At 71.2% G+C, this 12,058-nt stretch carries 11 protein-coding genes and 1 pseudogene; 9 read left to right on the top strand and 3 right to left on the bottom strand.

What is annotated here, in order from left to right; all coding sequences use genetic code 11:
- Positions 1-98: 98 nt before the first annotated feature.
- Positions 99-737, top strand: a pseudogene (locus tag AC07DS_RS17870) (class I SAM-dependent methyltransferase); the annotation flags it as partial.
- Positions 738-862: 125 nt separating this feature from the next.
- Here AC07DS_RS17870 and AC07DS_RS17865 read toward each other — a convergent pair.
- Positions 863-1,768, bottom strand: a complete 906-nt coding sequence (locus tag AC07DS_RS17865) for an RNA polymerase sigma factor SigF (RefSeq protein WP_479146372.1) — start codon at positions 1,766-1,768, stop codon at positions 863-865.
- Positions 1,769-2,017: 249 nt separating this feature from the next.
- On the opposite strand from AC07DS_RS17865, the gene AC07DS_RS17860 reads away from it, so the two are divergent.
- The 6 genes from AC07DS_RS17860 (at position 2,018) to AC07DS_RS17835 (ending at position 7,366) form a co-directional block, all read left to right on the top strand.
- The gene (locus tag AC07DS_RS17860) at positions 2,018-2,395 is read left to right on the top strand and encodes an STAS domain-containing protein (protein WP_479146371.1); all 378 of its coding nucleotides are present in this window, start codon (positions 2,018-2,020) and stop codon (positions 2,393-2,395) included.
- A gap of 225 nt (positions 2,396-2,620) precedes the next feature.
- On the top strand, positions 2,621-3,202 hold the full coding sequence (locus AC07DS_RS17855) for an ATP-binding protein (protein ID WP_479146369.1): 582 nt from the start codon (positions 2,621-2,623) through the stop codon (positions 3,200-3,202).
- A gap of 179 nt (positions 3,203-3,381) precedes the next feature.
- Positions 3,382-4,065, top strand: a complete 684-nt coding sequence (locus AC07DS_RS17850; RefSeq protein WP_479146367.1) for an LPXTG cell wall anchor domain-containing protein — start codon at positions 3,382-3,384, stop codon at positions 4,063-4,065.
- A gap of 48 nt (positions 4,066-4,113) precedes the next feature.
- Entirely contained in the window at positions 4,114-4,959 is an 846-nt protein-coding gene (locus AC07DS_RS17845) for a COG1470 family protein (RefSeq protein ID WP_479146365.1), read from the top strand.
- 38 nt (positions 4,960-4,997) lie between these two features.
- Positions 4,998-6,089 (top strand): hypothetical protein, encoded by a 1,092-nt coding sequence (locus tag AC07DS_RS17840; protein ID WP_479146364.1) that lies wholly within the window; start codon positions 4,998-5,000, stop codon positions 6,087-6,089.
- Between the two features lie 2 nt (positions 6,090-6,091).
- The gene (locus tag AC07DS_RS17835) at positions 6,092-7,366 is read left to right on the top strand and encodes a hypothetical protein (protein ID WP_479146362.1); all 1,275 of its coding nucleotides are present in this window, start codon (positions 6,092-6,094) and stop codon (positions 7,364-7,366) included.
- Positions 7,367-7,436: 70 nt separating this feature from the next.
- Here the strand turns inward: AC07DS_RS17835 and AC07DS_RS17830 are convergent, their stop codons facing one another.
- Positions 7,437-8,942 (bottom strand): oligopeptide:H+ symporter, encoded by a 1,506-nt coding sequence (locus AC07DS_RS17830; protein ID WP_479146361.1) that lies wholly within the window; start codon positions 8,940-8,942, stop codon positions 7,437-7,439.
- A gap of 490 nt (positions 8,943-9,432) precedes the next feature.
- On the opposite strand from AC07DS_RS17830, the gene AC07DS_RS17825 reads away from it, so the two are divergent.
- Together AC07DS_RS17825 and AC07DS_RS17820 are read left to right on the top strand one after the other, a co-directional pair.
- Entirely contained in the window at positions 9,433-10,110 is a 678-nt protein-coding gene (locus AC07DS_RS17825) for a response regulator transcription factor (RefSeq protein WP_020940464.1), read from the top strand.
- 153 nt (positions 10,111-10,263) lie between these two features.
- Positions 10,264-11,541, top strand: a complete 1,278-nt coding sequence (locus tag AC07DS_RS17820) for an ATP-binding protein (protein ID WP_479146359.1) — start codon at positions 10,264-10,266, stop codon at positions 11,539-11,541.
- 7 nt (positions 11,542-11,548) lie between these two features.
- On the opposite strand, the gene AC07DS_RS17815 is transcribed toward AC07DS_RS17820, so the two are convergent.
- The gene (locus AC07DS_RS17815) at positions 11,549-12,052 is read right to left on the bottom strand and encodes a GtrA family protein (RefSeq protein ID WP_479146357.1); all 504 of its coding nucleotides are present in this window, start codon (positions 12,050-12,052) and stop codon (positions 11,549-11,551) included.
- Between the last annotated feature and the right edge of the window lie 6 nt (positions 12,053-12,058).

The following is a 12,058-nucleotide window of genomic DNA, read 5'->3' as shown; positions in this document are numbered from 1 at the left end:
ATACGTTCCCTCTCCTTCGAGGAAAGGTGTGGCAGACGGAGTACACGGAATCGCGAAATCGCTTACCCGCCACCCGGACCAGCGGGCAGACTCCCGGCATGGTCGATCGTGTTTTCCGTGACGTCGAACTCGCCTCGCTGTACGAGAGGTTGAACCCATGGGGCTCCGGTGACGACTTCTACCTGGAGCTCGTGACAGCGGCCGGATCGGTCCTCGACCTCGGCTGCGGAACGGGCCGGCTGCTGCGCGCCGCCCGGGGGGCCGGGCACCGGGGACGGCTCACCGGCATGGATCCGGCGGCCGCCATGCTCGTGCAGGCGCGGCGGGCGGAGCCGGACATCGAATGGGTGCTCGGGGACTTCGCGACGCACCGGTGGGAGGGGGCGTTCGACCTGGTCGTGATGACCGGTCACGCCTTCCAGGAACTCCTCGGGGACGAGCAGGTGCGCAGCACGCTGCGCGGGGCGCGCCGGGCGCTGGCCGACGGCGGCCGGTTCGTCTTCGAGACCCGGAATCCGGCCGCGCGGGCCTGGGAGCGCTGGACCCCGGACCGGGTGCATGAGTTCACCGACGAGGACGGCGCCCCCGTGCGCGTGTGGCACGAGGCCGAGCCGGACCTCGTCGGGGACCGGATGACGTTCACCGAGACCTACGCCGGGGCGCGCTGGGAACAGCCGCAGGTGTGCCGGAGCACCCTGCGGTTCCTGGACGCCGACGCGCTGGACGGCTTCCTCGGCGAGGCCGGACTGACCGCCGCCGAGCGCTACGGGGACTGGGGGGGGGGGGGGGGGGGGGGGCCCGCCCCCCCCCCCCCCCCCCCCCCCCCCCCCCCCCCCCCCCGCTTCCCGCGGATGACGGAGGGTCACTCCTCCAGGGTCAGCCCCCTGCGCAGCCGCACCAGGGTCCGGGACAGCAGGCGGGAGACGTGCATCTGGGAGATGCCCAGTTCCTCGCCGATCTCCGACTGGGTCATGCCCGCGACGAAGCGCAGGGAGAGGATCTTCCGGTCCCGGGGCGGGAGTTCGGCGATCAGGGGCTTCAACGACTCGACGTACTCGATGCCTTCGAGCCCGTGGTCCTCGTACCCGATGCGGTCCGCGAGCGCGCCCTCGGAGTCGTCCTCCTCGGGCTGGGCGTCCAGGGAGGAGGCGGTGTAGGCGTTCGAGGCCGCCATGCCCTCGACGACCTCGTCGTTGGACAGGCCGAGCCGCTCAGCGAGTTCCCCGACGGTGGGGGCGCGGTCCAGCTTCTGGGCCAGTTCGTCCCCGGCCTTGGCCAGGTCGAGGCGCAGCTCCTGAAGCCGGCGCGGTACGCGTACGGACCACGAGGTGTCGCGGAAGAAGCGCTTGATCTCGCCGATGATGGTCGGCATCGCGAAGGTGGGGAACTCCACACCGCGAGTGAGCTCGAAGCGGTCGATCGCCTTGATCAGGCCGATGGTGCCGACCTGGACGATGTCCTCCATCGGTTCGCTGCGGGAGCGGAACCGGGAGGCCGCGAACTTGACGAGCGCGAGGTTCAGTTCGACGAGCGTGTTGCGCACGTACGCGTACTCGTGCGTGCCTTCCTCCAGCGACGCCAGCCGCTCGAAGAGGGTCTTGGACAGCGCCCGCGCGTCGACGGGGTCGACCTCGTCGAAGGGCGGGATCTCCGGGAGCCCCGCGAGGGGGTCGTGGGTGTCGACGGGATCGAGGGGGTGATCCAGTTGTTCCCGTGGGGGTGTCGACGTCGCGATACGGGCAGGCGATTCGTCGAGCCGGGGTGACATGGGTGTCCTCCGTCGTTCTCGGCATATGGCTGCCGAAGCCAATACGTGCACTGCGGTGTGCGGCGCCTCCGAAGCCGGCGTGTAGGGATGTGTGTCCCTACTAGCCCTACCCGCTTCGGTGAGTCGATCGCAAGTACGTTCTCTAGTGATCTGTCCTACTATGTGAGGTTGTTCGGGTGTCGGAGAGTGTGAGGAAGGCGTAGTGTTCGAGGGCGTCAACAGCAGCCACGACCTCGGGAGCGAGACGGCATGGACCACGGGATGGTCGGCAGCGCACAGTCGGGCCGGCTACTGGTGGAGGTGCGCGAAGTGGGCTCCAGCGCCGTACTGACACCGGCGGGTGAGCTCGATCACCACACCGCCGACCTGCTGCGCGAGCCGCTCGACGACTTCCTGGGCAAAGGGTTCTCACGCCTCGTGGTGGACTGCTCACGGCTGGAGTTCTGTGACTCCACCGGCCTGAACGTATTGCTCGGGGCCCGGCTGAAGGCGGAGGCCGCCGGCGGCGGCGTCCACCTGGCCGGAATGCTCCCGGTGGTCACCCGGGTGTTCGAGATCACGGGAGCGGCGGCGGTCTTCACCGTCCATGACTCCCTGGAGGCGGCGCTGGCCGGCGAGGCCGACTGAGCCCCGCGCCCCGGCCGTTCCCTGCGGGCCGGCCCGGCGTGGCGCGCGTCATGCCCAGAACGGGGGTGTTCTCCCGGATCGGCCGGGCAGGAGAGTGCTGAACGTGTCGGCCGTCGGGGGGCGGACCGCCCGGGTGACCGGCGAAACGGCCCCGGCATGACGTATGAGTTATTGAGTCGTGTGCTTTTGAATCGTGTACTGGTGAATCGGTGAGGTGAAGCGCTGATGAGCACCACCCGGCCTTACTCGCCGGGCGACCGCGGCCCGGAGCCGAGCGGCGCTTCCGGGGCGTCCGAGGGGGGTGCGCCGGAGGACGGCGTGTCCACGGGGGCAGCCGCGCCGTCCGTGCCATCCGTGCCGTCCGAGGGTGTGCGGGAAATCCCGCGGGAGACCCCGGGGCGGCAGATCCGCAGGCTGCGCCTGGACGGTGAGAGCGGGGTCGTCCCGCTCGCCCGTGATTTCGCCCGCCAGGCGCTGTACGCGTGGGGCTGGCTGCCGGCCGCCTCCGCCGACCGGCGGGCCGCCGCCGAGGACGTCCTGCTCGTCGTGTCCGAGCTGGTCACCAACGCCTGCCTGCACGCCGAGGGCCCGGAGGAGCTGCTCCTCGCCCGCGACGACAAGGTGATCCGGGTGGAGGTGGCCGACCGCGGCGCCGGTCAGCCGGCCCCCCGCACCCCGCACCGCGCCGGCCGCCCCGGCGGGCACGGCATGTTCATCGTGCAGCGGCTGTGCCTGGACTGGGGTGTCGTCCGCACGCCGGGCCGCTCGGGCAAAACCGTCTGGGCGGAACTGGGCGCTCCTGCCTGAGTGTTCGGGTGGCCGGCCGGACACGGTCACCGTGGCCCCCGTCTCCACCCGAACCCCCTTTCGCGCACGCCGGATCGACACAACTCCGGCGTGTGCTGCGTCTTCCCTCCTCAAGGCCCCCGGCGTACCTTGACGGCCGAATCTGATATGCCGTCAGGAATGAATGGGGTGGACCGAACGTGTCGTACCCGAAACGAACCGCCGCGCTCGTGTCCGCCGCGGCCCTGGCCGGCTCGGCGGTACTGCTGGCCGCGCCGGCGGCCCACGCCGACGTCGTGGACGTCAACTACCACTGCAAGACGCCGATCGGGGACAAGAGCGCCCTCTCGCCCATCGACATCAAGGGCGTCAAGAGCGGCAACAGCTACAAGATCACCATGTCCTGGCAGAAGGGCGTCTCCTCCAGCCCGGTCGAGCTGGGCAAGGGCGCGATGAAGCCGAGCGCCACCATCGCCGTCGGCGGCGCCGACAGCGGCACTCTCGCCGTCACCGGTCCGGCCAACGCGGCCGCGATACCCGCCAACACCCCCATCAAGATCAGCGATTTGAGCGGCTCCTACACACCGGAGAAGAGCGGCAAGGTCACCTTCACGGCGGGCACGCTCATCATCAAGGCGCTCGGTACGACGACCACCTGCACCCCCACCAACAGCCCCAAGCCGTCCCTGACGCTGGACGTGACGGCGGCCGGCGGATCGTCGTCCTCCTCGTCCTCCTCGTCGGGCGGCTCCGGCGGGCAGCTTCCGCAGACCGGCCCCGAGGACTCCGCCGTCGCCCTCGGCACCCTGGGCGGAACGGTTCTTCTTGCGGGTGCGGCGGGCGCGTTGTGGCTGACCCGGCGGAACCCGGCCACGCGCCGCTGAACCAGCCGCACGCCGCCGAACCGCAGTCTCCGACCGCTGGAGCCGCCCATGCCGTCCGCCGCCGCCCGTGTCCTCGGCCTCACCCTGTTCCTGCTGCCGGTCTCCGCACCGCACGCGGAAGCCGCGGCAGCCTGGTCCCTCGCGCCCGCCGGCACCGGACGTCCCTCCTTCTACGCCGAGGGCGCCCCGGGAACGGTCCTGCAGGACACGGTGTCCGTGACCAACCGGAGCCACAAGCCGCTCACCGTCCGGCTGCGCGGCACCGGCGTGCGGATCGCGTTCGCCCGGACCGGGCTGCGCGTCCCCGCGCGCACCCGCGCCGAGGTGCCGTTCACGGTGACTGTGCCGACCGGCGCCGCACCCGGCGACCGCTCCGGCACCATCACCGCCCGGGGCGCGGACGGCCGTACGGCGGCCGTCCCGCTCCGGCTGCGCGTGGGCGGCCCGGCCCTGTCCGCGCTGACCGTCGAACATGTGGCGGTGCACGGCGACCGGATCACGTACGAGCTGGTCAACCGCGGTACGACCACCCTCGTACCGAAACTCGCGGTCCGTGCGGACGGCCTCTTCGGCCCGGTTCTGGACCGCCCCGCACGCACCCTGAAGGTCCACCTGCCCCCGGCGTCCCGCCGCACCCTCAGCGAGCCGTGGCCCGGCCGGCCCGCGCTGGACGCCGTCGACGTGCGGCTGACGGTCACGGCGGCGGGCGGCGCCCACGACACCACGCACACCTCGGCCCGGTTCGTGCCCTGGGGCGTGGTGACCGCGGCCCTCGGGGCGCCGGTGGCGGCGGCCGCGCTGGTGGCCGTACGGCGGAGCAGGCGTCGCAGGAGCAGCACGGAGGACGGCGAACACACGGACACGGAAGTCGAGTCGACGGGAGCGGTGACGTGAGCGGCACAGCCGAAGGGGCGCGCCGGAAAGGGGCCCGGATGCCCGTGCTGGCGGTGGTGCTCGCGCTGCTCCTGCTGCCGCTCTCCGCACCCGTGGCCGCGGCGGACGGGCCCGTCGTGAAGCTGTCCACGGCCCAGGCGGGCACAGGCGGTTCGGTCACCGTCAGCGGGAGCGGCTGGCGGCCGCACACACTGCTGATGATGCTGATCTGCGGCCGGTCCACCCCGTCCCGGGGCGTGATCGGCGGCACCAACTCCTGCGCCAACGGCGACGGCCGGGCCGTGACCACCGACGGCAGCGGGTCCTTCACCAGGAAGCTGCCGGTCGCCGAGCCGCCCGTGCCGTGCCCCTGCGTGGTGCACGTCGCCACGGTGACCGGTGCGAAGGCCGAGGCGGACGCCGTCCTCCAGGTCGCCGGGCATCCCGTCGCCCCGCTGCCCGCCGAGCCCTCCGGCGGCCGGCTGTCGATCCTCTCCGACACCCGGCTGACCGGCTCCAGCGGCGTGCTCACCTGGTTCGGCGCGCCCCCGAGCCGCACCCTCGTCTTCACCGCGGGCAACGTCGGCTCCACCGAGATCAAGAACCCGGTCTTCCGCGTCGGCACCGCGCACGGCGTCTTCGCGCCCCAGTGGGACGAGCAGCAGTGGCGCGGCACCCTCGCACCCGGGAAGAAGGCGCAGATCGAGCTGCCCGTCGAACTGGCGGCGGGGGCGCACGGCGACTACACCGTCTCCCTCCGGTACGACGGCAGGGTCCTGGCCGAGCAGCCGTGGGGCGTGGGCCGGCCCTGGGGCGTGACGCTGTTCTGGATCCTGCTCTGCCTGGTCGTCCCGGCCGCGGTCTTCCGCGTCGGGATGGCCGTCGTGGACCGGGTACGGCCGCGCCGGCCGGGCGGCGTCCGCCATCGGCGGCGCGCCCTCCCCCACCCCTGGCTCCGCTCGGGCGGGGGGACCCCCATGGCGCTGCGGCTGCCCCGCTCCCGCACCCCCGGGCCCGAGCCCGACCCGACTCCGACCCTGCCGTGGTTCACCCCGGACTCCGCTCCGGGCAGCCCGGCCGGCCGGCTCTCCGCACCGCACGACGACAGCCCGACGAGTCCTACGACTCCCACCACGAAGGGACCCACGTGAGCATGCGAAGGAGAGTCACACCGGCCCGCAGGACGGGCGCCGCCGGCGCCGCACTGGTGCTCTGTTCGGCGGGTGTGCTGCTGGGCGTGGCGGCCGTGCCCGCGCAGGCGGCAGAGGTGTCGTTCGCCACCCACTGCGTGCCGCCCGCGGGCATCGACCCGGTCGACGGCACCACGAAGGTCGAGATCACCGCGCCGGCCACGGCCAAGGTGGGCGACACGGTCGACATCGTGTGGAAGTTCGTCCAGGCCGCCTCCAAGAACCCGGACATCATCGACCTGCCCGCCAACTCGGTGCAGCCGTCCGGGGTGCTCAAGGCGGCCGGTGCGCAGGCCGCCGGCATCGCCATGCAGGGCCCGCGGCAGAACCCGGCGATCCCCAAGGGCGGCGCCATGGTGCTGTCCGACATGAAGGGCACCCTGAAGCTGACGACGGCCGGCGAGGTGACGCTGACGCCGGACGCGTACACGGTCAACGCGATGTCGACGGACACCAAGTGCACGCCGAAGGAGACCGTGCAGAAGGCGGCGACGATCCAGGTGACGCCGGGCGGCGGCGGCACGTCCAGCTCGCCGCCCACGCAGTCGGCCACGCCGACGAAGAGCGCGACCCCGACCCCGACCGCGACCGGCGGCACGGGCCGGACCGACTTCCCGGGCAAGGAGGTCCAGGTCCCCTACTCCTGCAAGACCCCGATCGGCGACAAGAAGGCGACTTCGCCGGTGCAGATCAACGCCAGGAAGAACGGCGGTGACTACGACCTCACGGTGCAGTTCAAGAAGTCGGTGATGAACAGCCCCGCCGACATCCCGAAGGACTCCGTGAAGCCGTCGATGGAGGTGGTGCTGGGCGGCGCGGACAAGGGCACCGTGCATGTGGAGGGGCCGACGAACGCACAGCCCATCAAGTCCGGCGACCCGATCGAGATCCCGGACCTCACCGGCACCTACAAGCCGGGTGCGAGCGGCACCTCGACGCTGGCGCCGGGCGTGCTCACCATCAAGGCCCTGGGTACGACGACGACCTGTACGCCGGACAAGTCGCTGGTCTCCCTCACCCTGGACACCGCCCAGCAGCCGGGCGGCGCCTCGGGCGGCACGTCGGCCTCCGGAGGCTCGTCGTCCGCCGGCGGCACCAGCAGCAGCGGTGCGGGCGGCCTCGCCGAGACCGGCTCCGGCGACCACGGCGCCCTCAAGGCCCTCGGTCTGGTGGCGGGCACGGCGATCCTGCTGGGCGCCGCGGTGTTCACGTTCATGCCGCGGCGCAGGACGCGGTAGTTCCCGGACAACGCGAGAGGGCCACCGCACCGTCAGGGATGCGGTGGCCCTCTCGGAGCACTGGGCTACGTCAGTGGACGTCACCCATGAGCTTGTTGACCTTCTTGCGGTACATCCACACCGCGACACCGGCGATCACGGCGAGCACGGCCTCCAGCGTGACGAAGCCCGTCCGGTCGAGGTTCACCCCGCCGATGGCCGGGTTGGAGAGCAGCGCGGTGATCGAGTCGCCCGCGGTGACCGCGAGGAACCAGACGCCCATCATCTGCGAGGCGTACTTCTTCGGCGCCATCTTCGTCGTGACGGACAGACCCACCGGAGACAGCGTCAGCTCACCGATCGTCTGGACGAAGTAGATCGCGACCAGCCACATCGCGGCGGCCTTGTGACCGCCCTCGGCGATCGACAGCGGGGCGAGGAAGAGGAAGAACGACGCACCGATCAGCACCAGGCCGGAGGCGAACTTCACGATCGTGCTCGGCTCCTTGCCGCGCCGGTTCAGCCACAGCCACAGCCAGGCGAAGACGGGCGCCAGGGCCATGATCATGACCGGGTTGACCGACTGGTACCAGGAGACCGGGAACTCCCAGCCGAAGATGGTGTTCTCGGCCTTGCCGTCGGCGAAGATCGACAGGGTCGAACCGCCCTGGTCGTAGATCATCCAGAAGACGGCGGCGGCCACGAAGAACCAGACGTAGGCCGACACCTTCGAACGCTCGGCACCGTCCAGGTCCTTGTCCCGCCGGATGCGGGTGATGACGAAGACCGGCACGATCAGACCGATGACGGTCAGCGGGATGAGCGCCCAGTTCAGGGTGAAGTGGCCGGAGAAGCCGACGGCGGCGTAGAAGACCGCGGCGATGCCCAGCCAGATCAGGCCCTTGCGCAGCGTGGCGGACTTCTCCTCGGCGGACAGCGGCGTGGGGACGACGCTGCTCTTCTCGCTCAGGTGACGGCTGCCGAGCAGGTACTGGGCCAGACCCAGCGCCATGCCGAGCGCGGCCAGCGCGAAGCCGAGGTGCCAGTTGTAGTTCTCGCCGACGGTGCCGATGATCAGCGGCGCGGCGAAGGCACCCAGGTTGATGCCGATGTAGAAGAGCGTGAAGCCACCGTCACGGCGCGGGTCGTCGGCGCCCTTGTACAGGTGACCCACCATCGTGGAGATGTTGGCCTTCAGCAGACCGGAGCCGATGGCGACCAGACCGAGGCCGACGAAGAAGCTGGCCGAGACCGGCAGGGCCAGGCACAGGTGGCCCAGCATGATGATCAGGCCGGAGACGGCGACCGTCTTGCGGGGACCGAGAACGCGGTCCGCGAACCAGCCGCCGGGCAGGGCGAGCAGGTACACGAGCGACACGTACACCGAGTAGATCGCGGTCGCGGTGCCCGCGTTCAGGTGCAGGCCACCGGGGGCCACCAGGTACAGCGGGAGCAGGGCCCTCATGCCGTAGTAGGAGAATCGCTCCCACATCTCGGTCATGAAGAGAGTGGCCAGTCCGCGGGGGTGGCCGAAGAAGGTCTTCTCGGAACCGGGGGTGCCCGGGCGGACCGAGTCCTTCGTCAGGCTGGACGCCATGGTCGTTCCTTGCTGGTCGGGACGCGGCAGCTGGAGCGTTGCGCGCCCGGTGGGGGTGTGGCCGGCACCGGCGGGGTCGGTCGTCCACCCCCACGCCCGGGGGGAGTCCGATCCGGATCACGGAGCGGTGGACGGCGACCACCGGGATCCACGCCCTGGACGCTTACCGCGTCCGGAGCCCGGCCAGAGGTCATTCCTTTCAAGGCTGATCTTCGTCAGCCCGCACACAAAAGAGACCTTCAGCGTTGATCCCGCCAAAGGTCCCCGGTGTGCTACAGGCGTTCAGGTCACCATACGGCAGGACAGTGCCGGATATGGAAGGACTTGAGACGCGGATCACAGGTGTCGAGGGAACCGCGCGACCTGTTTCGAAGGCGTTATCTACCATCGCACCTCCCGGGCAATGGTTCGTACCACGGGGCCGGCAAGGTAAGAACTCCTGGAACCGATCACACCCCAGCACTGCGCGCGGGCGGTCTACCATCACTGCATGACCCGTGTACTGCTCGCCGAGGACGACGCGTCCATCTCGGAGCCGCTGGCCCGCGCCCTGCGCCGGGAAGGTTACGAGGTCGAGGTGCGCGAGGACGGACCCACCGCGCTCGACGCCGGAATGCAGGGCGGCGTCGATCTCGTCGTGCTGGACCTCGGCCTGCCCGGCATGGACGGCCTGGAGGTCGCCCGCCGGCTGCGGGCCGACGGCCACACCGTACCGATCCTCATCCTGACCGCGCGGGCCGACGAGGTGGACACCGTCGTCGGTCTGGACGCGGGCGCCGACGACTACGTGACCAAGCCCTTCCGGCTCGCCGAACTGCTCGCCCGGGTGCGGGCCCTGCTGCGCCGCGGCGCCGCCGAGCCGCAGCAGCCGCCGGCCACCCACGGTGTGCGGATCGACGTCGAGTCGCACCGCGCGTGGATGGGCGACGAGGAACTCCAGCTGACGGCGAAGGAGTTCGACCTGCTGCGGGTGCTGGTGCGGGACGCCGGCCGGGTCGTGACGCGAGACCAGCTGATGCGCGAGGTCTGGGACACCACGTGGTGGTCGTCCACCAAGACGCTCGACATGCACATCTCCTGGCTGCGCAAGAAGCTCGGGGACGACGCGGCGAACCCCCGGTACATCGCGACGGTGCGTGGAGTCGGCTTCCGCTTCGAGAAGAGCTAGCGCTGCCGCTGGGGCTTGGCCGACTTCGCGGTCGCGCCGGGGGTCTTCTGCGGGGTGCGCGGCTGCCGGCCGTCGTGGGCCGGTCGCGCAGTTCCCCGCGCCCCTCAGGGGGTTGCCACACTGGTGTCGTAAAGCCAACCCCCGGAGGGCCCAGTGCGTCGCCGTCTCATCCAGTCCACCCTTGCCGTCGTGCTGGTGGTGATCGCGGTCTTCGGCGTGTCTCTCGTCATCGTCGAGACGCGGACGATCAGCAACAGCGCCCAGGAGCGGGTGGAGTCCGAGGCGGTGCGGCTGGCCAGCATCGTGGACAGCCGCATCCTCGCCGCGGAGAACGTCAACGCCGACGTCCTGCGCAACCCGGTCAGCAAGGAGCAGTACGCCGAGATCCGGGTCCCGGGCCGGCAGGCGATCGAGATCGGCACCAAGCCCGAGGGCGACGTCATCCGCTCCACGCAGACGGGCGAGGAGGGCGAGACCGTCACCGTCGAGGAGCCCCGCTCCGCGGTGACCCGCGAGGTCGGCCGGACCCTGCTGATCATCGGTCTGGTGGCGCTGCTGGCGGTGGTCGCCGCCGTCCTGCTCGCCGTACGCCAGGCCAACCGGCTCGCCTCCCCGCTGACCGACCTCGCCGAGACCGCCGAACGCCTCGGCTCGGGCGATCCGCGCCCGCGGCACAAGCGCTACGGCGTCCCCGAGCTGGACCGGGTCGCCGACGTGCTCGACTCCTCGGCCGAGCGCATCGGCCGGATGCTGACCGCGGAGCGGCGCCTCGCCGCCGACGCCTCCCACCAGCTGCGCACACCCCTGACCGCGCTGTCCATGCGGCTCGAGGAGATCACCCTCACCGACGATCCGGACACGGTGAAGGAGGAGGCGACGATCGCGCTGGGGCAGGTGGAGCGGCTGACGGACGTGGTGGAGCGGCTGCTGACCAACTCGCGCGACCCGCGCACCGGCTCCGCCGTCTCCTTCGACCTGGACGAGGTCATCCAGCAGCAGCTCGCCGAGTGGCGGCCCGCCTACCGCAGCGCGGGCCGGGCCATCGTCAGCTCCGGGAAGCGGCATCTGCGGGCCGTCGGCACGCCCGGCGCGGTCGCGCAGGTGCTGGCCGCGCTGATCGAGAACTCGCTGATGCACGGTGGCGGCACGGTCGCCCTGCGTACCCGGGTCACCGGCAACCAGGCCGTGGTCGAGGTCACCGACGAGGGGCCGGGCGTCCCCGGCGACCTGGGCGCCCGGATCTTCGAGCGCACGATCAGCGGGCGCAACTCGACGGGGATCGGGCTGGCCGTCGCCCGTGACCTCGCGGAGGCCGACGGCGGACGCCTGGAACTGCTCCAGTCCCAGCCACCGGTCTTCGGCCTGTTCCTGTCCCGCACGCACCCGTCCCGCAAGCCGGCGGCGGACGGGGACCAGCCGACGGTCCGCTAGCGGATCCCTACGGGACGCGCTGCTGCGGCGCGGGCTTTCTCGACTCCTGCTCCAGGATCGATTCCGCGCGCGCCACGGCCTCCCGGGCGGGCATCGTGCGGAACACCCAGGTGCGGTACGACCAGAACCGGAACAGGGTGGCGACGCCGATGCCGATGAACTTGAAGATGTTGCTCTGCAGCGGGCTGTCCCAGCCGAAGCCGTACGTCGCGAGGAAGAGCACGCCGTTCTCGATCACCAGGCCGATCGCGCTGAACATCAGGAACAGCGTGAGTTCCCTGGTGCGGCCGCCCTTGTCGCGGTCCCGGTACGTCCAGTAACGGAAGCCGACGTAGTTGAAGGCGATCGCGACGACGGTCGCGATGATGCTGGCGCGCACCACCGGCAGGTCCGAGACGTGCCGGACCAGGTTGAACACGCCGAGATTGACAAGGACGCCGGCGCCTCCGACAGCGCCGAACTTGGCCACCTCGCGTACGAGCCGTTGCAGCCCCGAGGAACGAGGTTCCATGGCTGT

It is taken from the genome of Streptomyces sp. NPDC044064, from assembly GCF_056434245.1.
This window is presented reverse-complemented; position numbering and strand designations above follow the sequence as displayed.